Origin of the sequence: Specibacter sp. NPDC078709 (assembly GCF_040686795.1) — a bacterium.
In the GTDB taxonomy this organism is placed as follows: Bacteria; Actinomycetota; Actinomycetes; order Actinomycetales; family Micrococcaceae; genus Specibacter.
This window is the reverse complement of record NZ_JBFBLU010000003.1, coordinates 39,745-62,836: the sequence shown is the minus strand read 5'-3', so window position 1 is coordinate 62,836 and position 23,092 is coordinate 39,745. Positions and strand designations below refer to the sequence as shown.

19 protein-coding genes are annotated in these 23,092 nt (G+C 60.3%); 17 read left to right on the top strand and 2 right to left on the bottom strand.

Annotated features, from left to right (window positions below; genetic code table 11):
- The first annotated feature begins 175 nt into the window (after nt 1-175).
- The 11 genes from acs (at nt 176) to uvrC (ending at nt 16,548) form a co-directional block, all read left to right on the top strand.
- Entirely contained in the window at nt 176-2,134 is a 1,959-nt protein-coding gene (gene acs, locus AB0P14_RS06880) for an acetate--CoA ligase (RefSeq protein WP_363839572.1), read from the top strand.
- Nucleotides 2,131-3,309, top strand: coding sequence for a dimethylsulfone monooxygenase SfnG (gene sfnG / locus AB0P14_RS06875; RefSeq protein ID WP_363839569.1), 1,179 nt, complete (start codon nt 2,131-2,133; stop codon nt 3,307-3,309). Before acs ends, sfnG begins: the two co-directional genes overlap by 4 nt.
- A complete protein-coding gene (locus AB0P14_RS06870) occupies nt 3,309-4,679 on the top strand; it encodes an O-acetylhomoserine aminocarboxypropyltransferase/cysteine synthase family protein (RefSeq protein WP_363839566.1) in 1,371 nt (456 codons plus the stop codon). The genes sfnG and AB0P14_RS06870 overlap by 1 nt, the downstream gene beginning before the upstream one ends.
- Nucleotides 4,676-5,179 carry a CoA-binding protein gene (locus AB0P14_RS06865; protein ID WP_363839563.1) on the top strand — a complete coding sequence of 168 codons (504 nt, stop codon included), beginning with the start codon at nt 4,676-4,678 and terminating at the stop codon, nt 5,177-5,179. Before AB0P14_RS06870 ends, AB0P14_RS06865 begins: the two co-directional genes overlap by 4 nt.
- A gap of 593 nt (nt 5,180-5,772) precedes the next feature.
- Nucleotides 5,773-7,578 carry an ABC transporter ATP-binding protein gene (locus tag AB0P14_RS06860; protein ID WP_363839560.1) on the top strand — a complete coding sequence of 602 codons (1,806 nt, stop codon included), beginning with the start codon at nt 5,773-5,775 and terminating at the stop codon, nt 7,576-7,578.
- Complete coding sequence (locus AB0P14_RS06855) at nt 7,575-9,512, top strand: ABC transporter ATP-binding protein (protein WP_363839557.1); 1,938 nt, start codon at nt 7,575-7,577, stop codon at nt 9,510-9,512. Before AB0P14_RS06860 ends, AB0P14_RS06855 begins: the two co-directional genes overlap by 4 nt.
- Complete coding sequence (locus AB0P14_RS06850; RefSeq protein WP_363839554.1) at nt 9,509-9,898, top strand: GntR family transcriptional regulator; 390 nt, start codon at nt 9,509-9,511, stop codon at nt 9,896-9,898. Before AB0P14_RS06855 ends, AB0P14_RS06850 begins: the two co-directional genes overlap by 4 nt.
- A 150-nt stretch (nt 9,899-10,048) precedes the next feature.
- On the top strand, nt 10,049-12,928 hold the full coding sequence (gene uvrA, locus AB0P14_RS06845) for an excinuclease ABC subunit UvrA (RefSeq protein ID WP_363839551.1): 2,880 nt from the start codon (nt 10,049-10,051) through the stop codon (nt 12,926-12,928).
- A gap of 155 nt (nt 12,929-13,083) precedes the next feature.
- The gene (locus AB0P14_RS06840) at nt 13,084-13,884 is read left to right on the top strand and encodes an HAD hydrolase-like protein (RefSeq protein ID WP_363839548.1); all 801 of its coding nucleotides are present in this window, start codon (nt 13,084-13,086) and stop codon (nt 13,882-13,884) included.
- Nucleotides 13,871-14,539 carry a lysophospholipid acyltransferase family protein gene (locus tag AB0P14_RS06835; RefSeq protein WP_363839545.1) on the top strand — a complete coding sequence of 223 codons (669 nt, stop codon included), beginning with the start codon at nt 13,871-13,873 and terminating at the stop codon, nt 14,537-14,539. Before AB0P14_RS06840 ends, AB0P14_RS06835 begins: the two co-directional genes overlap by 14 nt.
- Before the next feature lie 2 nt (nt 14,540-14,541).
- On the top strand, nt 14,542-16,548 hold the full coding sequence (gene uvrC / locus AB0P14_RS06830) for an excinuclease ABC subunit UvrC (protein WP_363839542.1): 2,007 nt from the start codon (nt 14,542-14,544) through the stop codon (nt 16,546-16,548).
- An 82-nt stretch (nt 16,549-16,630) separates the two neighbouring features.
- Here uvrC and AB0P14_RS06825 read toward each other — a convergent pair whose 3' ends face one another.
- Both AB0P14_RS06825 and AB0P14_RS06820 read right to left on the bottom strand, forming a co-directional pair.
- Nucleotides 16,631-16,729, bottom strand: a complete 99-nt coding sequence (locus AB0P14_RS06825; protein WP_363840403.1) for a type II toxin-antitoxin system RelE/ParE family toxin — start codon at nt 16,727-16,729, stop codon at nt 16,631-16,633.
- Nucleotides 16,730-16,853: 124 nt separating this feature from the next.
- On the bottom strand, nt 16,854-17,156 hold the full coding sequence (locus tag AB0P14_RS06820; RefSeq protein WP_363839539.1) for a helix-turn-helix transcriptional regulator: 303 nt from the start codon (nt 17,154-17,156) through the stop codon (nt 16,854-16,856).
- A gap of 72 nt (nt 17,157-17,228) precedes the next feature.
- Between AB0P14_RS06820 and map the strand changes: the two genes are divergently transcribed.
- The 6 genes from map to gap all read left to right on the top strand — a co-directional run bounded on the left by map (nt 17,229) and on the right by gap (nt 23,092).
- A complete protein-coding gene (gene map / locus AB0P14_RS06815; RefSeq protein WP_363839536.1) occupies nt 17,229-17,993 on the top strand; it encodes a type I methionyl aminopeptidase in 765 nt (254 codons plus the stop codon).
- 188 nt (nt 17,994-18,181) lie between these two features.
- Nucleotides 18,182-19,105, top strand: coding sequence for an RNase adapter RapZ (rapZ, locus tag AB0P14_RS06810; protein ID WP_363839533.1), 924 nt, complete (start codon nt 18,182-18,184; stop codon nt 19,103-19,105).
- Nucleotides 19,102-20,106, top strand: a complete 1,005-nt coding sequence (gene yvcK, locus AB0P14_RS06805; RefSeq protein WP_363840400.1) for a uridine diphosphate-N-acetylglucosamine-binding protein YvcK — start codon at nt 19,102-19,104, stop codon at nt 20,104-20,106. Before rapZ ends, yvcK begins: the two co-directional genes overlap by 4 nt.
- A 22-nt stretch (nt 20,107-20,128) precedes the next feature.
- Nucleotides 20,129-21,109, top strand: coding sequence for a DNA-binding protein WhiA (gene whiA / locus AB0P14_RS06800; protein WP_363839529.1), 981 nt, complete (start codon nt 20,129-20,131; stop codon nt 21,107-21,109).
- Between the two features lie 109 nt (nt 21,110-21,218).
- Nucleotides 21,219-21,842, top strand: coding sequence for a superoxide dismutase (locus AB0P14_RS06795; protein ID WP_363839526.1), 624 nt, complete (start codon nt 21,219-21,221; stop codon nt 21,840-21,842).
- Nucleotides 21,843-22,084: 242 nt separating this feature from the next.
- On the top strand, nt 22,085-23,092 hold the full coding sequence (gap, locus tag AB0P14_RS06790) for a type I glyceraldehyde-3-phosphate dehydrogenase (protein WP_363839523.1): 1,008 nt from the start codon (nt 22,085-22,087) through the stop codon (nt 23,090-23,092).

The window sequence follows — 23,092 nt, the reverse complement described above, 5'->3', positions numbered from 1 at the left end:
ACAAATGTTTCCCAATACTTCATAAGTTCCACATAGTGACCCTTTATGACATGAAAATTTGGCATGTAACGCATTTGTGGGGTCTAGTTATGAAGAAATATTTCTTGCGGCCAAGAGATCTGGGCCAAGGATGCCGCACTATGCGCCTGTACACGGCGGCCTTGATGGAGGTTTGATGAGTACCACTAGTTTTGCCCCCACCACCGTGACCTCGCGTACGGCCGAAGAAGCCGGCAGGGTGGACTTCTGGGTTGAGCAAGCCAAGCGGCTTGATTGGGCCGAGCCTTGGCACACCGACCACAGTTTTGAGCCCGCCATGAACGCTATGAGCGGGGAGCTGCAGGTTCCGCGCATCGAGTGGTTTTCCGGTGGCAAACTCAACGCAGCCGTCAACTGCGTGGACAGGCACGTGGATGCTGGCAACGGCAACAAAGTGGCGCTATTTTGCGAGGGTGAACCGGGGGACCGGCGGGCCATTACGTACAAGGAGCTCCAAGATCAGGTATGCCAGGCAGCTAATGTGCTGGAGGCCCTCGGCATTGGCAAGGGTGACCGCGTAGTCATCTACCTTCCCGTCATCGCCGAAACTGTCATCATCACCTTGGCCGTGGCGCGAATCGGCGCCGTTCACTCGCTCGTCTTTGGTGGCTTCTCCGCCGAAGCACTGCAGTTCCGTGTTGAAGACACCGGAGCCAAGCTGCTCGTCACTACCGACGGTCAGTTCCGTCGAGGCAAGGCTGTTCCCGTCAAAGCCAACGCGGATGCCGCAGTGGCCGGGGAGAACTCGATCGAACACGTCCTGGTGGTTCGCCGCACAGGGTCCGAGATTGAGTGGACCGAAGGCAGAGACATTTGGTGGCATGACGCAGTTGGACAAGCCAGCACGGAACACACGGCCGAATACTTTGACGCCGAAACACCGCTGTTCATCATGTACACCTCCGGCACCACGGGCCAGCCCAAGGGCTTGGTTCATACCACCGGCGGCTACCTGGCCCAGGCCGCGTACAGCCACGAACTGCTCTTCAGCAACCCTGATCCTGCCTTGCGTGAAGCGGATGTGCACTGGTGCACCGCAGATCTTGCCTGGGTCACGGCACACACCTACGAAATTTACGGCCCGCTCGCCAATGGCGTCACACAGGTCATTTTCGAAGGCACCCCGAATACCCCGCACCCGGGCCGCCACTTTGACATCATCGAACGCTACGGTGTCACCAGCTACTACACCGCACCCACGCTGGTCCGTTCGCTCATGGGCTGGTTCCCCGACGGCGTCCCGGCCCACCACGATCTCTCTTCCCTGCGCCTGCTCGGAACCGTCGGTGAAGCCGTCAATCCGCAGGCCTGGAACTGGCTCCGCGATGAACTTGGCGGCGGCACTCTGCCCATGGTGGACACCTGGTGGCAGTCCGAAACTGGCGCCACGATCCTTTCGCCGCGTCCTGGTGATACCGAGTTCAAGCCAGGCTGCGCCTCCCGTGCCATGCCGGGTGTGAGCGTACGTATTGTGGACGACGCCGGAACTGACGTTGAGCGCGATGTCCAAGGTCTGATTGTGGTTGACGGAATTGGCCCGGCCATGGCCCGGACCGTGTGGGGAAACCCGCAGCGCTACCTGGATTCCTACTGGCGCAAGTTCGCCAAGCAGGGCTACTTCCTGGCAGGCGATGGCGCCCGGTATGACGCCGACGGTCATATCTGGATCCTTGGCCGCATCGATGACGTCATCAACATCTCCGGGCACAGACTCTCCACGATCGAAATTGAATCGGCACTGGTCACCCACCCCAACGTCATCGAGGCCGGTGTCACCCCGGTGGCTGATGCGCTGACCGGCCACGCGGTGGTGGCTTTCGTCGTCCTAGCAGACAGCGAAATGCACTCCGCCGCGGAAGTCCAGGACCAGCTGCGTGCCCACGTGGCACACAAGATTGGGCCCATCGCCAAGCCAAGCGCCGTCGTCGTTGTTCCCGATGTTCCTAAGACTCGTTCAGGAAAAATCATGCGACGGTTGCTAACCCAAATGTTTGAGGGGTCGCCTCTGGGCGATACCACCTCGCTGCAAAACGAAGAATCAATGGCCGGAATTATTGCGTCCGTTACCCAGTACAAAAAGAAGGATCACTCATGAGCATTGCACCAGTTAACATTGCAGACCTCGCCACCCCGCTCAAATTTGCCTATTGGGTCCCCAACGTTTCCGGTGGCCTCGTGGTGAGCACCATCGAACAGCGCACGGATTGGAGCTTCGAGTACAACAAGAAGCTGGCCCAAATCGCCGAGAATAGCGGCTTCGAATATGCTCTGACGCAGACCCGTTACGCGGCCTCCTACGGCGCCGATCAGCAGCACGAGGCCACGAGCTTCTCGCTCGCTTTGCTCGGTGCGACGGAGCGCCTGAAGGTCATCGCCGCCGTCCATCCGGGCATGTGGCACCCCGGTGTGTTGGCCAAGTTCATCATCACCGCCGATCACCTCTCCAACGGTCGCGCTGCCGTGAACATTGTCTCCGGCTGGCTCAAGGACGAGTTCGTGAACTTTGGTCTCGATTGGCTGGAGCACGACGAACGTTACGTCCGCACCGAAGAGTTCATCCGAGTGCTGCGTGGACTCTGGACGGAGAGGGAATACTCCCAGGCCGGCAAGTACTACAACATCAATAACTTCACGCTCAACCCGGCACCTGTTGACGTGCCCGGCCGCCCCCACCCGGAGATCTTCTTCGGCGGCAACTCCACCGCCGCCCAGGCCGCGGCTGGCCGCACTGCTGACTGGTACTTCTCCAACGGCCGCACCCTGGAGGGCTACAGCGAAAACGTGAACGGCGTTTTGGCCGCAGCTGCGCAGGCGGGACGTAAGCCGCGCTTTGGCCTCAACGGCTTCGTCATTGCCCGCGACACCGAGAAGGAAGCCCGCGAGACCCTGCGCGAGATCGTCGCCAAGGCGCACCGCCCCGCCGTCGAAGGTTTCGCGGCCGCTGTGAAGGAGGCCGGCGCCTCCACCAAGGACGGCAAGGGCATGTGGGCAGATTCCTCCTACGAGGATCTGATCCAGTACAACGACGGTTTCAAGACCGAACTGATCGGCACCCCCGAGCAGATCGCCACCCGCATCGTGGAATACAAGAAGCGCGGCGTGAACTTGATGCTGACTGCCTACCTGCACTTCCAGGAAGAAACGGCAGCGTTCGGCCGGGACGTCATGCCCATTGTGCGCGAACTGGAAGCCGATCTGGCCCGCAAGCACGGCACCGAGCTGGACACCTCCCTGCTGCCCATCACCAACTTTGACAAGGTGAGCGTCTAATGACCGAGCATTCCTTCGGCTTCCGCACCCGCGCCCTGCACGCCGGCGGCACGCCCGATTCTGAGCACGGCGCCCGTGCGGTGCCCATCTACCAGACCACCTCGTTCGTGTTCAAGGACACCGACGACGCCGCCAACCTCTTTGCGCTGCAAAAGTACGGCAACATTTACTCACGTATTGGTAACCCCACCGTGGCAGCCTTTGAGGAGCGCCTTGCTTCTCTGGAAGGTGGCATCGGTGCTGTTGCGACGTCGTCGGGCATGGCAGCGGAATTTGTCACCTTTGCGGCGCTGGCAGGGGCGGGGGATCACATTGTGGCCTCCTCAAAGCTCTATGGCGGAACCATCACCCAGCTCGATGTGACGTTGCGCCGCTTCGGAGTGGACACCACCTTCATCGATTCCAATGATCCGGCCGATTTTGCTGCCGCGATCAAGGAAAACACGAAGGCTGTGTACACGGAGATCGTCGCCAACCCCTCCGGTGACATTGCCGATCTGCAGGGACTGGCTGCGGTGGCTCACGCGGCCGGGGTACCGCTGGTGGTTGATGCCACCTTGAGCACCCCGTACCTGATCCGGCCCATTGAATTCGGCGCCGACATCGTGATCCACTCGGCCACCAAGTTCCTGGGCGGACACGGCACCACCTTGGGCGGCGTTGTGGTCGAGTCCGGTCGTTTCAACTGGGGCAACGGCAAGTTCCCTTCCATGACCGAGCCCGTAGCCTCCTACGGCAACGTGTCTTGGTGGGGCAACTTTGGCGAGTACGGCTTCTTGACGAAGCTGCGCTCCGAGCAGTTGCGCGACATTGGTCCGGCGCTCTCGGCACAGTCAGCCTTCCAATTGCTGCAGGGAGTGGAGACGCTGCCGCAGCGCATGGATGAGCACCTGCGCAACGCTGCCGCTGTGGCAGCCTGGCTTGAAGCCGATGAGCGGGTCTCTTGGGTTCAGTTCGCCGGACTGCCCAGTCACCCGCACTTTGAGCGTGGACAGCATTACCTGCCCAAGGGTGTTGGCTCCGTGTTCGCTTTCGGTGTGCGCGGAGGACGTGCCGCCGGGAAGAAGTTCATCGACTCCCTCCAGCTGGCCAGCCACTTGGCCAACATTGGTGACTCACGCACCTTGGTGTTGCACCCGGGTTCCACCACTCACCAGCAGCTCACGGCAGATCAGCTTGAGGCAGCCGGAGTCCCCGAGGACTTGATCCGCATTTCCGTTGGTCTGGAAGATCTCGCAGATATCCTGTGGGACCTTGATCAGGCGCTGTCCATAGCGCAGGAGTTCATTGCCAGTCGTGCTGCTGCCACAGATGCCGCTGCTGCCACTGACGAAGCCGCGGCGTCCTGCACGATCGGAGCAAACGCATGAGCACCACGAGTACTCCCGAACGTTCATGGGTTGGCCCCTCAGCTCCCGAACGCCTGGCCATTCTGCGCAAGACTCGGTCGATCGCCATTGTGGGAGCCTCGGATAAGCCGTCACGGGCCAGCTACTTCGTGGCGACGTATCTGCTCTCTTCCAGCAGCTACCGCGTCTACTTCGTGAACCCGGTAGCTACGGAAATCCTGGGCCAGCCGGTGTACAAGTCATTGGCTGATCTGCCGGAAGTCCCGGACATGGTGGATGTATTCCGCCGCCATGATGATCTGCCCACCGTTCTGGATGAAGCCATTGCCGTTGGGGCAAAGAGCCTGTGGCTTCAGTTGGGCTCCTGGCATGAGGAAGTTGCGGCCAAGGCTGAGGCTGCTGGAATGGAAGTGGTCATGGACCGCTGCGTGAAGATTGAACACGCCCGCTTCCACGGTGGTTTGCACCTGGCAGGATTCGACACCGGCGTGATTTCCTCGAAGCGGCAGGTCGTCGCCTAAGGTATTACGCCCTTTCGGTGTCCGGCTGCCGGGCTACCGATCAGTGGAATGTTGGCGCGAAAAAGGACGGCGCTTGCGGGATGGGATGGTCTTATAGGGCCGTCCGATCCCGCGAGCGCCGTCCCTTTTGCGTCTGGAGCCTCCCTAGCCGGTCCAGTTCGGGAGAAACAGCCCCGATCCACTTTCGAGTGTGCACCTCCTGTACGTTTTCGGGCCGGAAGGGGTCAGAAGTGTACGGCAACAGCACCCACAGGCCGGTAGCGGCGCCACATTGCGGGCAACGAAGCCCGGTAGTGCGTCGAGTTAGACCGATCCCCGCACCACGGACCATCGAACAGTCACATAATGCCGCTTAGATCACCTCAAAGCGGCGTGATGTGACGGCTCGATGGGTGGCGAGCGCCCAAAACTGTCCGGCGAGCGTTCTGGCACCCGCTGGCACTCGCTTGCGCCCGTGCCCGGGCACCCCGCCCACAAGACGCCCCAGGCCACGGCAAACTCACGGGATAGATGACTGACATTCGCAAGCCGCTAGGAGTAGCTTGATAGCTGGACCAAGAACACGCTCGCCGAGACCATCATCAGGAGGATAGGTGCTGTTTCAACTGATTGCCCGCAATCTGGCGCCGCATAAGGCGTCATTGATCGCGATTGTGGTGCTGCAATTCCTCTCTACCCTCGCCACCTTGTATTTGCCCACCCTCAATGCCGACATCATTGACGACGGTGTGGTCAAGGGTCAGATCGACGTCATCTTGAATCTGGGTCTGTGGATGCTGCTCATTACTGCGGGTCAGGTGATGTGTGCCATCGCGGCCACGTATCTGAGCGCCAGGCTTGCCATGGGCGTAGGACGGCAAATCCGCCGCGACCTTTTTGACAAAGTGGAGACGTTTTCCTCCCAAGAGGTGGGCATCATTGGCGCACCGTCCCTGATCACCCGCACCACCAATGACGTCCAGCAGGTGCAGATGCTGACACTGATGTCCTTCACCATGATGGTCATGGCACCCATCATGTGCATTGGCGGGATTGTGCTGGCCATGGCCCAGGATGTTCCCCTCTCGGGCCTGTTACTGGTGATCCTGCCTGTGCTGCTCATCGCCATCGGCTTGATCGTTCGCGTGCTGGTCCCCACCTTCCGTAAAGTCCAGCGCCAACTCGATGACATCAACGGGGTGCTGCGCGAACAGATCACCGGTATCAGCGTCATCCGCGCGTTTGGCCGCCGCGACTACGAAGCGGAAAGATTCGCCACGGCCAACGGCGCACTCACCGCCTCCCAGTTACGGGCAGGGCGGCTGATGTCGCTCATGTTCCCCACCATCTTCTTCGTGGTCAACGTAACCAGTGTGGGTGTGCTGTGGTTTGGCGGGCAACGCATTGACGCTGGTGACATGCAGATTGGCGCCCTCACCGCATTCCTGAGTTACATCATGCAAATCCTCATGTCCGTCATGATGGCCATGTTCATGTTCATGATGATCCCGCGCGCGGCCGTCAGCGCAGAACGCATCACCGAAGTCCTGAACACCGAAGCCAGCGTGGTCGATGGCCCCGACGCCGTGCATGTCACCCGCCTCGATGGCCGCCTCAACGTCACGAACGCCACCTTCACCTACCCCGGAGCCCAGGCCCCAGTCCTCTCCGGAGTCAGCTTCACCGCCTCCCCGGGAAGCACGACGGCGATCATTGGCTCCACCGGTAGCGGCAAGTCCACATTGGTGAACCTCATACCAAGACTCTTGGATGCCACCGAGGGTGGCATCCAGTTGGGCGGACACAACATCAAGGACGTGACCTTGCAAGCGCTGCGCAGCTCTATTGGGCTCGTACCGCAGAAGGCTTACTTGTTCACGGGTACGGTAGCGAGCAATATTCGCATGGGAAACCCAGACGCTACGGATGATCAACTGTGGCAAGCATTGGAGACAGCACAGGCTGCGAACTTTGTCCGGGACATGCCTGAAGGCTTAGAGGCCCCTATAGAGCAGGGAGGCTCCAACGTCTCCGGTGGACAGCGCCAACGGCTCTGTATTGCCCGAGCCATTGCCGCCGGACCCTCTGTGTACCTTTTTGATGACAGCTTCTCGGCTCTGGACTATGCAACGGATGCCAAACTCCGGGCAGCACTGAAACTGGTCACCCGCGACGCGGCAGTTCTGGTTGTAGCCCAACGGGTAGGCACCATCAGGGACGCAGATAACATCCTGGTCCTAGACGAAGGGGTGTTAGTAGGCCAAGGCACCCATGAGCAGTTGCTCGACAGCTGCCCCACGTATCAGGAAATCGTCAACTCGCAGCTAGGAGCAGACGATGACTTAGAGGCTCCGGCCATGGACAGCACCAGCAGCACGGAAACCAACCCCACCACCACCCGTGACGGAGGCCTCTCATGAGCATGATGCGCGGCGGCCGCGGCGGCGGTCCACCCCAAAAGGCCATGGCCTTTGGTCCCAGTCTGAAACGAATCCTGGGTCTTATGGCCCCGGACAAGATCCGCATCACTCTCGTGGTGATCATGGCAGCTATCTCGGTTGGCCTGTCCGTAGTAGCGCCCAAGATCCTCGGCAACGCCACCGACATCATCTTCGACGGCGTGGTGGGCAAGATGCTCGGCCAGTTCCCGGCCGGTACCACCAAAGCCCAAGCCGTGGCCGAGCTGCACGCCAAGGGGCAGGGCCAGCTGGCGGACATGCTCAACGCCATGAACGTGGTGCCCGGCCAAGGCATGGATCTAGGCGCCCTGGGCCAGGTGCTCATGATTGTCTTGAGCCTGTACATAGCTGCCTTCTTCTTCAACTGGGGTCAGGGCTTTGTCACCACGGGCATAGTCCAGCGAGCCATGTACAGACTGCGCCGCGACATTGAGGCAAAGCTGGACCGCCTGCCCATGGCGCACTTCCAACAGGAATCCCGCGGCGATGTTCTCTCACGCGTCACCAATGACATTGACAACTTCTCCCAAACCCTGAACCAGACACTCACACAGATCCTCATCGCCGTCCTGACGGTATGCGGCGTGCTCGGAATGATGTTCTCCATCTCGCCCCTACTGGCAGGCATCTCGCTCGTGACGGTACCCATCATCGCCGTCATCACCATCATGATCGCCAAGCGCTCGCAGGTGCAGTTCGCAGCTCAGTGGAAGAGCACCGGAGACCTCAACGGCCATGTGGAGGAAATGTTCACGGGCCATGAGATCGTCAAGGCCTTTGGGCAGCAGAAGCAAGCTATTGAGAAGTTCCGGGTTTCGAACGATTCCCTCTATGAATCAAGTGCCAAGGCTCAGTTCATTTCAGGCATCATCATGCCCAGTACCAACTTCATCTCCAACCTCAACTACGTGGTGGTGGCGGTGCTCGGCGGTATTCAGGTGGCCCAGGGTGTTCTAACGATTGGTAGCGTCCAGGCGTTCATCCAGTACTCGCGCCAATTCAGCCAGCCCATGGCTCAGATTGCCAGCATGATCAACTTGCTCCAATCAGGTGTCGCCTCTGCCGAACGAGTCTTTGAACTGCTCGATGCCACAGAACAGACGCCCGATCACATCCCGGCCGCAAGGCTCGCTCAGCCGAAGGGCCGCGTGGGGTTCGACCACGTGAACTTCGGCTACACGCCGGGGGAGCCGCTCATCAAGGACCTTTCCCTCGTGGCCGAGCCGGGGGAGACCGTGGCTATTGTGGGCCCCACCGGTGCTGGCAAGACCACCTTGGTCAACCTCCTCATGCGCTTCTATGAGATTAATTCCGGGACGATCACGGTGGATGGCGTCAACACCGCCCACCTCAGCCGCGATGACCTCCGCAGCCAGTTCGGCATGGTGCTTCAGGATGCGTGGCTTTTTGGCGGCACGATCAGGGAGAACCTGGCTTACGGCAAGCTGGGCGCCACCGAGGAGGAGATTGTCGAAGCCGCCGTGGCCACACATGTGGATCACTTTGTCCGTTCGCTCCCGGATGGTTATGACACCGTCCTTACGGACGACGGCGGCGGGCTGAGTGAGGGGCAGCGTCAGCTCATGACGATTGCCAGGGCCTGGATCGCCAACCCGGGCATTCTGATCTTGGATGAGGCAACCAGCAGTGTGGATACCCGCACCGAGGTGATGATCCGCCAGGCCATGAATAAGCTCCGAGCGAACCGGACCAGCTTTGTTATTGCTCACAGACTCTCCACTATTCGCGATGCTGACCTCATACTGGTGATGGACAGTGGTCGCATTATTGAACAGGGCAGTCATGACGTGCTGCTCGCTCACAGAGGTTTCTATTACCATCTCTATATGAGCCAATTTGGCGATCCAATGGTGGAAGAGGTGAGCCAGGCATGAACTCCATGGATGTATTGATGCGCCGGTGGCGATTGGACTTGGAATCGACGGTGCCCCCGTTTGAACAGGTCCGGCTGCGGATTCTGGATTTGGCTTCTTCGGGCGAACTGGCCGTGGGCACCAAACTGCCCTCGGTTCGTGCCCTAGCCACAGATTTAGGGGTCGCGGCCAACACTGTAGCCCGGGCCTACCGGGAATTGGAGCAGGCAGGCATTGTGATCACGGCCGGACGCAGCGGCACAGCGATTGCCTCCGGCGGGGACAAAATTGCCGCCCAGGTGGCCGAGGCCGCGGACTCCTATGCCGCCGTCGTGCGTGAATTGGGGATGCCACGGGCTCAGGCCCTGCGCATAGTCTCCGCCGCTCTGGAACGCACCAGCGGCTAATGTGGGCAGCTGATTCCAGTGCCTTGGAAAGCACTCATTCAAGCCTTCATTCGAACGAACTTTCGATTATACTGATGTAGAAACACCCTTGCGTGGCGGACACTCGCCACGTGGAGCGGCTTTGCCGCGGACTGCTATGCGAAGGAAATAATGGCCCAGCCAGCAACACCTGTGAATGACACCCGCCCGGATCTGTCGCGCCTGATTGTCAAGGGTGCCCGGGAAAATAATCTGCGCAACGTTGACCTTGACCTGCCCCGCGACTCCATGATCGTCTTCACAGGACTATCCGGCTCAGGCAAGTCCTCCCTCGCCTTCGACACCATTTTTGCCGAAGGTCAGCGCCGCTACGTGGAATCTCTCTCCGCCTATGCCCGGCAGTTCCTGGGGCAAGTGGATAAGCCGGATGTTGACTTCATTGAGGGCCTGTCCCCGGCTGTCTCCATCGATCAAAAGTCGACGTCGAAGAACCCGCGTTCCACGGTGGGCACCATCACCGAGATTTACGATTACATGCGTCTGCTCTGGGCTCGTGTGGGTACGGCGCATTGCCCCGTCTGTGGTGAGCCCATCGCCAAGCAGACGCCACAGCAAATTGTGGACCAGCTGCTGGAAATGCCTGAAGGCACCCGTTTCCAGGTCCTGGCTCCCGTGGTGCGTGACCGCAAGGGTGAGTTCGTTGAGTTGTTCAAGGAGCTCACGGCCAAGGGCTACTCCCGTGCCAAGGTGGATGGTGAGCAAGTTCAGCTCAGTGATCCGCCCAAGCTGAAAAAGACGTTTAAACACACCATCGAGGTGGTGGTGGACAGGTTGGTGGTCAAGGACGGCATCCAACAGCGTCTCACCGACTCCGTGGAAACCGCGCTGGGCCTGGCCGATGGCCGCGTGCTGGCAGAACTCGTGGACCTTGAGCCCGGCGATGATGGGCGCATCCGTTCCTTCTCCGAGAACTTGGCCTGCCCCAACGAACACCCACTCGCCATTGATGAGATTGAGCCGCGCTCGTTCTCCTTCAACAACCCCTTCGGCGCCTGCAGTGCGTGTAGCGGTATTGGTACCAAGCTGGAAGTGGATGAGGAGCTGGTAGTTCCCAACCCGTTCCTGTCGCTGCGTGAAGGCGCCATTGCGCCATGGTCGCTGGGCACCGCCACCACCGAATACTGGAACCGGCTGCTTGAGGGTCTGGCCACGGAGCTGGACTTCAAGATGGACACCCCGTGGAATAAGTTGGACACGGATTCGCGCACCGCTGTCCTGTACGGCAAGGATCACAAGGTGGTGGTGCAGTACAAGAACCGCTTTGGCCGCGAACGTAAATACAGCACCGGTTTTGAAGGTGCCATCCAGTACATTCATCGCAAGCATGGCGAGACGGAATCCGATACCGCCCGTGACCGCTACGAAGAGTACATGCGACAGATTCCGTGCCCTGCCTGTGGTGGTGCACGGCTGAACCCGGCCTCCCTCTCGGTGCTAATCAACGGTAAGTCCATTGCCGAGGTCTGCGCCCTGTCCATGCGCGACTGCTTTGACTTCCTCTCCAATCTGGTGCTGACGGGCCGCGAAGCACAGATTGCCAGCCAAGTGCTGAAGGAAATCCAGGCGCGCCTGAAGTTCCTGCTCGATGTTGGCTTGGAATACCTGAACCTGGAACGCGCCTCAGCCACCCTCTCCGGCGGCGAGGCACAGCGCATCCGTCTGGCCACCCAGATCGGCTCCGGCCTGGTGGGCGTGCTGTACGTCCTCGATGAGCCCTCCATTGGTTTGCACCAGCGCGATAACCGCCGCCTCATTGGCACCCTGACCCGCCTGCGGGACCTCGGCAACACACTCATTGTGGTGGAACATGACGAGGACACCATCAAGGAAGCCGACTGGATCGTTGACATTGGCCCCGGTGCCGGTGAGCACGGTGGCGAAGTAGTGCACTCCGGTTCCTTGCCGGAGCTTTTGGCGAACACCAGCTCCCTGACCGGCGATTACCTGTCCGGGCGCAAGTCCATCGCACTGCCAGCCAAACGCCGCAAGTATGACAAAGCACGCGAACTGGCCGTGGTTGGTGCGCGCGAAAACAACTTGCTCAACATCGACGTGAAGTTCCCCTTGGGCGTGCTGACCGCCGTCACCGGCGTCAGTGGTTCCGGTAAGTCAACGCTGGTCAACGAGATCCTGTACAAGGTGTTGGCCAACAAGCTCAACGGCGCCAAGCAGGTTGCCGGGCGCCACCTGCGCATCGACGGTCTGGAACATCTGGACAAGGTGGTGCACGTCGACCAGAGCCCCATCGGCCGCACCCCGCGCTCCAACCCGGCCACCTACACCGGCGTTTTTGACAACATTCGCAAGCTCTTCGCCGAGACCAACGAATCCAAGATGCGCGGCTACCAGCCGGGCCGCTTCTCCTTCAACGTCAAGGGCGGACGCTGCGAAGCTTGCACCGGTGACGGCACGCTGAAGATCGAAATGAACTTCCTGCCAGACGTCTACGTGCCCTGCGAGGTCTGCCACGGTGCCCGCTACAACCGCGAAACCCTCGAGGTGCACTACAAGGGCAAGTCCATTGCCGACGTCCTGAACATGCCCATCGAAGAAGGCGCCGATTTCTTCGCCGCCTTCACCCCCATTGCCCGGCACCTGCGCACGCTGGTCGACGTCGGACTTGGTTACGTGCGCTTGGGGCAAGCCTCCACCACGCTCTCCGGCGGCGAGGCGCAGCGCGTCAAGCTCGCTGCAGAACTGCAGAAGCGCTCCAATGGCCGCAGCATCTATGTGCTCGATGAACCCACCACGGGCCTGCACTTCGAGGACATTCGCAAACTGCTGCTGGTGCTGCAGGGGCTCGTTGACAAGGGCAATACGGTCATTGTCATTGAGCACAACCTCGATGTCATCAAGAGTGCTGACTGGATCGTGGATCTGGGGCCCGACGGCGGTACTGGCGGTGGCCGCGTGGTGGCGACCGGTACCCCGGAAAAGCTCGCCAAGAGCAAGGAGAGCCATACGGCAACGTTCCTGCGCGAGGTTCTCTAGTCTCCACGCCCTCCCAAAGCTCGTACCTCGCTTCGGGACCCTAGGCAGCGTGGGCCCACCCACGCTGCCTAGGGACCTCCGTTGTGGCGAGTCATGTATGCCACTTGGTGCATGGATGGGCATGGTCGGGGCTGGCTCGTGAGAAACTGGTGGACGTGACTACAGTGATTCCTGCCATGACCGCGGGCAAAAAACGTGACAACCTGCCTTGGGTGGTTCTTTTCGACCTCGACGGGACGCTCGTTGACCCAGCCGGTGGCATCACCGGCGGCGTGGAATACGCACTGCGCGTCAAGGGCCTGCCAGTGCCGGAAGCAAGCGAGCTTAACAAGATGATCGGCCCCAAATTGGCCGACGCACTGGTCAACATCGCCGGAGTTCCCGAGGCTCAGGTAGATGGCGTCATCGCAGCGTACCGAGGCTGGTACGGCGAACAGGGCATGGCAATGTCTGAGGTCTATCCTGGCGTCCGTGAGTTGTTGACGGAGCTGAAGGACAGTGGCGTTTACCTCGCCGTTGCAACGCAAAAGCCCGAGCCACTGGCCAAGAAGCTGCTGGCGCACCACGGCATCGATACCTTGTTCCACACCATTTGCGGCTCACACGCCGATGAAACACTCAAGCCGGGTGATCCGGAATACCGCCCGGGCAAGACCGAAATTATTGCTGCCGCGCTGGCCCACACCTGCGCCATTGCGGCGTTGGACGCCACGCCCGGCACCGAGCTCACCGCCGTCATGGTGGGGGACCGGTACCAGGATGTGAACGGTGCCCAGAGCAACGGACTTGAGTGCATCGGGGTCGCCTGGGGATTTGCTGGGGACGGTGAACTGGCAGCGGCAGGAGCTACCGCCGTCGTCCATTCAACACACGAATTAGCTGCCGTACTTGCGGGAACCGCAGCTGGCATGGGAGCCGACACAGCAACAGGGGAGGCTGGGCATGGCGCTGTATGACGCAACGAGGGTGCTGACGCGCGGCACCATTGCGGCCGTGTGTCGTCCTACCGTGGAGGGGCTGGAGAATGTGCCCACTGACGGGCCGTTCATTGTGGCGCCCAACCACCTGTCGTTCTTCGATTCGGTGATTGTTCAGGCGCTCACGCCGCGCCCCGTGTCCTTCTTCGCGAAGGCGGAATATTTCACGGGGAAGGGTGTGAAAGGCAAGCTCATGAAAACGTTCTTCGAGTCCGTGAATTCCATTCCCGTGGAACGTGGCGAACAGGCAGCTAGCGTGCAGGCACTCAAGACGCTGCTGGAGATTCTGGGCCGCAATGAAGGCGTAGGTATTTACCCCGAAGGCACCCGTTCCCGCGACGGCATTTTGTACCGTGGCCGCACAGGTGTGGGTTGGCTGGCGCTGACAACCGGCGCTCCCGTGGTTCCCGTGGGTATCATCGGCACCGAAAAGCTGCAGCCAGCAGGGAGCAAAGGCTTCCGCCCTGCCCGGTTCACTCTGCGCTTTGGCAAACCGTTGTACTTCGACAAGACCGGGCCGGACCATTCGCTGCCAGCGCGCCGTCTGGTCACGGACACCATCATGGACGCCATCGGCGAGCTCAGCGGTCAGGAACGCAGCAGCAAATACAACCAGAGCCCCGTCATCGAATAGCCATGGCAGATCCCTCAACTTACCGGCCGAAGCCGGGCGAAATTCCTACAGATCCAGGCGTCTACCGGTTCCGTGATGAGCACGGGCGCATCATCTATGTGGGCAAGGCCAAGAACCTCCGCTCACGCCTGAATTCCTACTTCGCCAATCCGGCCACCCTGCTGCCCAAAACCCACGCCATGGTCCACCACGCCGCGAGCGTGCAGTGGACCATCGTGGGCAGTGAGCTTGAAGCCCTGCAACTGGAATATACGTGGATCAAGGAATTCACGCCGCGCTACAACCTGGCGTTCAGGGACGATAAAACGTATCCGTATCTGGCTGTCTCCATGAGTGAGAAGTTCCCGAGGGTGCAGGTCATGCGCGGTGAGCGGCGCAAGGGCACCCGATATTTTGGGCCGTACACCGCCGGTGCCATTCGCGAAACCATGGACACCCTGCTGCGCGTGTTCCCTGTGCGCAGTTGCAGCGTAGGCGTACTGCGCCGCGCGGAACGCAGCGGGCGCCCCTGCCTGCTCGGTTACATCGACAAGTGTGCCGCTCCCTGTGTGGGCCGCATCAGCGTCGAGGACCACAAGGAGCTAGCGCAGGATTTCTGCGACTTCATGGGCGGAGAGGCCAAACGCTTCATCAGCACGCTGGAGAAGAAGATGGCCGCCGCCGTGGCTGAACTCGACTACGAGCAGGCTGCCCGGTTGCGTGATGACATCATTGCCCTGAAAAAGGTCTTTGAGCGCAATGCCGTGGTGCTGACCGAAGACACCAACGCGGACATCTTCGCCGTCGAACAGGATGACCTCGAAGCCGCGGTGCAGGTCTTCTACGTCCGTGGTGGGCGCATCCGCGGACAGCGTGGCTGGATTGTGGAGAAGGTCGAAGATGCCACCGACGCCGAGCTTTGGGAACACCTCATGCAGCAGGTGTACGGCAGTGAAGACTCCGAGCAGGACTCCATCCCGCGCAATATCCTGGTGCCTGAGCTGCCCACCAACCATGAAGAATTGTCAGTGTGGTTGGGGACGTTGCGTGAGGGCAAGGTTTCCATCAAGGTGCCCCAACGCGGTGAAAAGGCCGCCCTGATGGACACCGTCCAGGCCAATGCGCGGCAGGCCATGATTCTGCACAAGTCACGCCGTGCGGGCGATCTGACCACCCGTTCGCTGGCTCTGCAGGAGCTGCAGGAAGCGCTCGATTTGCCGATGCCGTTGCTGCGCATCGAGTGTTACGACATCTCCCACGTCCAGGGCACCAATGTGGTGGCCTCCATGGTGGTGGTTGAAGACGGGCTGGCCAAGAAGAGCGAGTACCGTAAATTTGCCATCACGGGCGACGCCGCCATCGATGACACCGCTTCCATGTATGACGTGATCACGCGCCGCTTCCGCAACTACCTGGCCGAGAAGGAGCTGCGTGCCCAGAGTGTTGGCGCCAGCGGTGAACTTGGCTCTGAACCGGTTCCAGCTCTGACTGCAGAGGGTGGAGAGGTGCTGGTTGAGACGCCAAAGTCCAAGTTCGCCTACCCGCCCAACTTGGTGGTGGTGGATGGAGGCATTCCGCAGGTCAACGCAGCCTCACGCGCATTGGCAGATTTGGGTATTACGGATGTGGCCGTCGTCGGGCTGGCAAAGAGGCTCGAAGAAGTCTGGGTCCCAGATAGTGATTTCCCGGTGATCCTCCCGCGGTCCTCGGAAGGGCTGTACCTGCTCCAGCGCATCCGCGACGAGGCCCACCGTTTCGCCATCACCTTCCACCGTGCCAAGCGCGGCAAGGCCATGACCGCTTCGGTGCTGGACACGGTTCCGGGGATGGGCGCTGCCAAGCAGAAATCCTTGCTGGCCCATTTTGGTTCCCTGAAGAAGGTCCGGGCTGCGACTCTGGAAGAGTTGGGGGAGGCCAAGGGCATTGGACCCGTCCTCGCCCAAGCCATCTACGACACCTTGAATACCCAGGAGCAAAAACAGCCCCAGACGCCAGCGGTCAATATGACCACGGGTGAAATTCTGGACTAGTACCCGGCTGGGCCCGTTATAGGGAACTTAGCCCGGGGACTCTATGGTGTGGAGTCCTCGAAGCGGACCGTTATCTGTAGGACTACCTGTAGGAATCGCGCCGGTGTCCAACGCGGACCACAGTCACGACGAGAACGTCGTCAAAAATTTCGTACAGAACTCGGTAGTCGCCAAGGCGAATTCGCCAACCGTAGGCCTCGCCGACAAGTTTTTTGCATCCGGCTGGGCAACATGGTTAGTGCTGGCCACCAGCCTGATGGACTCATCATGCGCAGGACAACTCCTAAGGGTGTCAGCCAGGAGCCTTAGGACGCCAAGCGCTCAGTCAGCTGATCTGCTGTGTCCTGATAGGTAGCCGCTGAGGCTTGAGGGTTGATAGTGGCCCAAACGTCATCGAGCGAAAGTCCCAAGACCGTCGCAATCGCCGCAATCGTCGAGAAGGCGGGAGTGGCTACCCGCCCAGTTTCAATTTTCCGCAGGGTCTCCGGTGAGATACCCGCGGCTAGGGCCACATCAAGCATGGAACGATCTGTTCGCGCTCGACGCAGCAGGACGCCTAGGTTTTGCCCTCGTTCGATCTCGGCAGGAGTGAGTGGGAGTCTGACCATAGTTCCAATGATAGTTGATAGTGCCGGTATAGTCTTACCGGTATTGTTATTGGTTTCTGGGAGGATAAGCGCATGATTGAAATATTCGGGCCAGCTGACTTGTCGCGAGCCAAGGAGAGCGGAAAATTCATCGGCTCGGTCCTGAGGACTCTGCAGGACCGGGTCAAAGTTGGCACAAATCTACTTGAAATCGATCAATGGGCAGCCGACATGATTGCTGATGCCGGTGCCATCTCTTGCTACGTAGATTATGATCCATCGTTTGGCGACGGGCCTTTCGGTCACTACATTTGCACATCGGTCAACGATGCTGTGCTGCACGGTATGCCTCACGATTACGCTCTCAAAGACGGGGATCTGCTCACCCTCGACCTCGCTGCGATTCTCGGGGGGATTGCAGCCGATGCCGCCGTGAGTTTCATTGTTGGAGCAGCTGCCTCGCTGGCGGACTCTCTAATGATCGAGACAACTCAACGTGCCCTTGAGGCTGGGATCGCGGCCGCCAACCCAGGCTCACAGATTGGCGATATCTCTCATGCCATTGGATCTGTACTTTCCGCCGGCGGATTCCCCATCAACACCGACTTCGGCGGGCATGGCATCGGCACAACGATGCATCAAGAACCGCACATCTCCAACGTCGGCCAGCCCGGACGCGGCTACAAGCTCCGCCCCGGCTTACTGTTGGCCATTGAACCGTGGGTTATGGCGGATACCGCTGAGCTGATCACCGATGCAGATGGCTGGACACTTCGTAGCGCAACGGGCGCCCGCTCCGCGCACAGTGAGCACACCATCGCCATCACCGAGGACGGGCCAATCATCCTCACGAATTGATAACCGCGCCCAGTAGCGCCTCCTGGGCTCCCAAATGTGGCTCCGCCAAAATTCGGGTCCCGCGCCCAGTAGAGCCTCCTGGGCTCCCAAATGTGGCTCCGCCAAAATTCGGGCCCCGCGCCCAGTAGGCTTAGCTCAGCAGCTGCTGCATGATTTATGTGCACGACAACTACCGACAGGGAAGATCAATGACCCAACAGCAAGAACCGACTGCCGCCCTTGACGGTGAGCTGACTTCAGTCAAGCCCGTTGAATCCGAGCTTCTCGTGGTCACTGGCATGTCCGGTGCCGGGCGCAGTACCGCCGCCAATGCTCTCGAAGACCACGGCTGGTTCGTCATTGAAAACTTACCTCCGCAAATGCTTGCCGCACTGGCTGAACTTGTATCCCGCATGCCCGCGGCACTGCCCAAGCTGGCCGTTGTGGTCGATGTGCGCGGCAAGGCACTCTTTGCCGACATCCGTGAATCGCTCAACGCGCTGTCCGCAGCGGGAGTCTCCTACCGGGTCCTCTTCCTTGACGCCAGCGACGACACCCTGGTGCGGCGCTTCGAGCAGGGCCGGCGCCCGCATCCCTTGCAGAAAGACGGCCGCATCACCGACGGCATTGCCGCCGAACGCGTGCTGCTGGCCGAGATGAAGGATCAGGCTGAGATGATCCTGGACACCTCCGTCATGAACGTGCACCAGCTGGGCACCGCCGTGACGGAGCTGTTCTCCGAATCTGGCCCCGTGGTCCTGAGCCTGACCATCATGAGCTTCGGTTTCAAATACGGTCTGCCTGTCGATGCGAACTATGTTGCCGACGTCCGGTTCATCCCCAACCCGCACTGGATTCCGCAGCTACGTCCCTTCACCGGCGAGGACGAGGTCGTGAGTAACTTTGTCCTCAATGACAATGGGGCCAACGATTTCGTGGACAGGTATGTGCACATGCTGGAGCCGGTTTTTGACGGTTACCGCCGCGAGAACAAGCACTACGCCACCATTGCCGTGGGTTGCACCGGCGGCAAACACCGCTCGGTGGCCGTCGCGATTGAGCTCGCCAAACGCCTCAGCCAGCTGCCACGCGTCACCACCAGCATCCGTCACCGCGATCTGGGCCGGGAATAGTGGTGTACACGGGGATCTTGCCGATCATTCCATCCGCCAACAAGCTGCCCGCACCAGATTCTGGCGTCAAGGTCGCTGCCTTGGGCGGCGGTCATGGCCTGGCTGCATCGCTCTCCGCCCTGCGTTTGGTGACCGGAAATGTCACGGCTGTGGTGACTGTAGCGGACGACGGCGGCTCCTCCGGCCGTCTGCGCGAAGAGTTGGGTGTCCTTCCGCCGGGTGATCTACGCATGGCTCTGTCTGCCCTGTGCGATGACACCGACTGGGGGCGCACGTGGCGTGATGTCATGCAGCACCGTTTCACTTCCCGTGATGGGGCAAAGGGCTCCCTCGATAATCATGCGCTGGGAAACCTGCTCATTGTCACCCTGTGGGAATTACTGGGCGACCCCGTGGCCGGACTGCGCTGGGCCGGAGCACTGCTGGGTGCGCGCGGTGAAGTGCTACCCATGGCCAGTGTCCCGCTCACCATTGAAGGCCAAGTGCGGATGAATGGCACGCCCGGGACCATCATCCGCGGGCAGTCTCACCTCGCCAAAGCCGGTGAGGTGGAGAACGTACGGCTACTGCCGGAGAACGCTCCGGCCTGCCGTGAAGCCGTCGACGCGATTCACAGCGCCGACTGGGTGGTCCTGGGCCCAGGGTCCTGGTACACCTCCGTGCTGCCGCACCTGCTCCTGCCCGAAATGCGTGAGGCCCTCTGTACTACCAAGGCTAGACGGCTGATCACGATGAACCTTGACATCAACGACCTGGAAGCAACCGGGATGAATGCGGCTGATCATCTGCGCGTCATCTCCCGTTATGCCCCAGAATTCACCGTAGATGTGGTGCTCGCTGATCCAAACTCTATTGGCGATGCTGCCGAGTTCAAGGAAGCGGCGGCAATGATTGGTGCGGAGGTTGTGTTCGGTAAGGTGGGAAGCTCGGCAGGCGATGCGGTCCATGACCCGTTGCGATTGGCAGCGGCCTACCGGGATGTCTTTGGTGGTCAAAAATGAACGTGAACAGTGGAGGTGAACCATGGCGCTAACCGCTGCGGTCAAAGAGGAATTGTCACGGCTTGACGTAAAAAAGTCATCGGTACGTAAGGCTGAAGTCTCGGCGTTGCTCCGATTTGCCGGAGGCCTGCACATCATCGCCGGCAAGATCGTCATTGAGGCTGAAGTGGACACGGCAGCAACCGCTCGGCGCCTGCGTCAGGCCATTGCCGAAATGTACGGGCACCAAAGCGAGATTGTCGTCGTCTCCGGTGGGGGATTGCGCCGCGGTAGCCGTTATGTGGTGCGCGTGGTGCGCGACGGCGAGGCGCTGGCTCGTCAAAGTGGTCTCCTCGACGGTAGGGGACGGCCCGTACGCGGGCTGCCGTCCGCCGTCGTCAATGGCTCCACAGCCGATGCCGAGGCTGTTTGGCGAGGCGCCTTCCTAGCCCACGGTTCGCTGACGGAGCCTGGCCGGTCCTCGTCTTTGGAGATCACCTGCCCCGGCCCGGAAGCAGCCTTGGCTCTCGTGGGTGCCGCCCGCAGACTGGACATTGCGGCTAAGGCGCGCGACGTCCGCGGCATTGATCGCGTCGTCATTCGCGACGGCGACACCATCGGTGCTTTGCTGGTGCGCATGGGCGCCCATGACACCTTCCTCGTATGGGAGGAACGGCGCATGCGCAAAGAAGTGCGTGCCACGGCAAACCGACTGGCCAACTTTGATGACGCCAACCTTCGCCGTTCGGCTCAGGCTGCCGTTGCCGCAGGAGCCCGGGTCGAGCGTGCCTTGGAAATCTTGGGCGACGACGTCCCCGATCACCTGAAGTATGCCGGTGAACTGCGTGTGGCCCACAAACAGGCCAGCTTGGATGAGCTGGGACGCCTGGCCGATCCGCCGCTGACCAAGGACGCGATCGCCGGACGCATCCGCCGTTTGCTGGCCATGGCGGATAAAAAGGCGAAGGATTTAGGTATCCCCGGCACTGAGTCCAACGTCACCTTCGACATGCTCGATGGCTAAAAGCTTTAGTATGGAAGAGTAGAGGTGAAGTGCGGCCCAATGTGGGCGGCTTTGCCTTGCCGATAGTTTTTCAACGGCAAAAAATCAGAAGAATCGCAATGGAGGAACCGTGACTAAGTACACACTTCCGGAACTCAGCTATGACTACGCTGCTCTGGAACCCAATATTTCCGCCCGCATCATGGAACTGCACCACAGCAAGCACCACGCAGCCTACGTGGCCGGTGCGAACACCGCCCTCGAGCAGCTCGCCGAAGCACGCGAAAGCAACAACTTCGCCAACGTAGCCAAATACTCCAAGGACTTGGCGTTCAACCTCGGTGGTCACACCAACCACTCGATCTTCTGGAACAACCTCTCACCCGAGGGTGGCGACAAGCCCGAAGGGGAGTTGGCAGCAGCCATCGACGACGCCTTCGGCTCCTTCGATGCGTTCCGCGCACACTTCACCGCAGCCGCCATGGGTATCCAGGGTTCCGGCTGGGCGCTGCTGTCCTTCGAAGGCCTCGGTGGCAACATCATCATCGAGCAGCTCTTCGATCAGCAGGGTAACGTCCCTGTTGCCACCACTCCGCTGCTGATGTTGGACATGTGGGAGCACGCCTTCTACCTGGACTACGTCAACGTTAAGGCTGACTACGTCAAGGCTTTCTGGAACATTGTGAACTGGGCCGATGTGGCCAAGCGCTTTGAGGCTGCCCGCAAGAACGCGACAGGCTTGATCCTGCCGTAAGCTGCTTCACCCGGGTTAGTGTCAGCCGGTTCAGCGGACCGCGGACATGCCCAATATATGGACGCCCGTCCCGTAAGATTAACGGGGCGGGCACTATAGAACGTAATATAGATCACGGTGCGCACTTTGACGTGTGCATCAGTAAAAAATCTCTGCCCAACGGCGTGCGGGAAACAATGGCTGAAGGTGACCTTCAGCCTAGCTACGTGTGTTCAATAGAGCACCGAAGGAGAGAAATAACAGTGACTACTCGTATTGGTATTAACGGGTTCGGCCGCATTGGTCGCAACTACTTCCGCGCGGCTTTGGCTCAGGGTGCAGACATTGAAATCGTTGCCATCAATGATTTGACCAGCCCCGAAACCCTGGCGCACCTGCTCAAGTACGACTCCGTTGCCGGCCGTTTGTCCGTCAGCGTTGCAGTTGAAGACGGCCACCTGGTTGTTGACGGCAAGACCATCCAGGTCTTCGCTGAGCGCGATCCCGCAAACCTCCCCTGGGGCAAGCTGGGTGTTGACATTGTCATCGAGTCCACCGGCTTCTTCACCAAGGCTGCTGGCGCACAGAAGCACATTGATGCAGGCGCCAAGAAGGTCCTCATCTCCGCACCGGCCTCGGATGAAGACATCACCATTGTCATGGGTGTCAACGACGAGCTGTACGACCCGGCTGCGCACAACATCATTTCCAACGCATCATGCACCACCAACTGCCTGGGCCCGCTGGCCAAGGTCCTGAACGACACCTTCGGTTTGGAGCGTGGCCTCATGACCACCATCCACGCCTACACTGCCGATCAGAACCTGCAGGACGGCCCCCACGGCGATCTGCGCCGCGCACGCGCCGCAGCCATCAACATGGTTCCGACCTCCACGGGTGCTGCCAAGGCTATTGGCCTGGTTCTGCCCGAGCTCAAGGGCAAGCTCGATGGTTACGCCATCCGTGTACCCGTCCCCACAGGCTCCGCAACGGATTTGACAGCAACTGTGAGCCGTGAGGTTACCGTTGAAGAAGTCAACGCTGCCTACAAGGCTGCCGCAGCCGAAGGCAAGCTGGCCGGTTACCTGACGTACACCGAAGATCCGATCGTTTCCTCGGACATCGTCGGCGACCCCTCCTCCTCGATCTTCGACTCGGGCCTGACCAAGGTCATGGGCAACCAGGTCAAGGTTGTTTCCTGGTACGACAACGAGTGGGGCTACTCCAACCGCCTGGTCGATCTGACCAAGCTCGTCGCTTCCAAGCTCTAA

Excerpts from the sequence above, each read along its gene's own strand:
- acs (WP_363839572.1), top strand. The coding sequence starts at position 176 with ATGAGTACCACTAGTTTTGCCCCCACCACCGTGACCTCGCGTACGGCC.
- sfnG (WP_363839569.1), top strand. The coding sequence starts at position 2,131 with ATGAGCATTGCACCAGTTAACATTGCAGACCTCGCCACCCCGCTCAAA.
- AB0P14_RS06870 (WP_363839566.1), top strand. The coding sequence starts at position 3,309 with ATGACCGAGCATTCCTTCGGCTTCCGCACCCGCGCCCTGCACGCCGGC.
- AB0P14_RS06865 (WP_363839563.1), top strand. The coding sequence starts at position 4,676 with ATGAGCACCACGAGTACTCCCGAACGTTCATGGGTTGGCCCCTCAGCT.
- AB0P14_RS06855 (WP_363839557.1), top strand. The coding sequence starts at position 7,575 with ATGAGCATGATGCGCGGCGGCCGCGGCGGCGGTCCACCCCAAAAGGCC.
- AB0P14_RS06850 (WP_363839554.1), top strand. The coding sequence starts at position 9,509 with ATGAACTCCATGGATGTATTGATGCGCCGGTGGCGATTGGACTTGGAA.
- uvrA (WP_363839551.1), top strand. The coding sequence starts at position 10,049 with ATGGCCCAGCCAGCAACACCTGTGAATGACACCCGCCCGGATCTGTCG.
- AB0P14_RS06835 (WP_363839545.1), top strand. The coding sequence starts at position 13,871 with ATGGCGCTGTATGACGCAACGAGGGTGCTGACGCGCGGCACCATTGCG.
- uvrC (WP_363839542.1), top strand. The coding sequence starts at position 14,542 with ATGGCAGATCCCTCAACTTACCGGCCGAAGCCGGGCGAAATTCCTACA.
- AB0P14_RS06820 (WP_363839539.1), bottom strand. The coding sequence starts at position 17,156 with ATGGTCAGACTCCCACTCACTCCTGCCGAGATCGAACGAGGGCAAAAC.
- map (WP_363839536.1), top strand. The coding sequence starts at position 17,229 with ATGATTGAAATATTCGGGCCAGCTGACTTGTCGCGAGCCAAGGAGAGC.
- rapZ (WP_363839533.1), top strand. The coding sequence starts at position 18,182 with ATGACCCAACAGCAAGAACCGACTGCCGCCCTTGACGGTGAGCTGACT.
- whiA (WP_363839529.1), top strand. The coding sequence starts at position 20,129 with ATGGCGCTAACCGCTGCGGTCAAAGAGGAATTGTCACGGCTTGACGTA.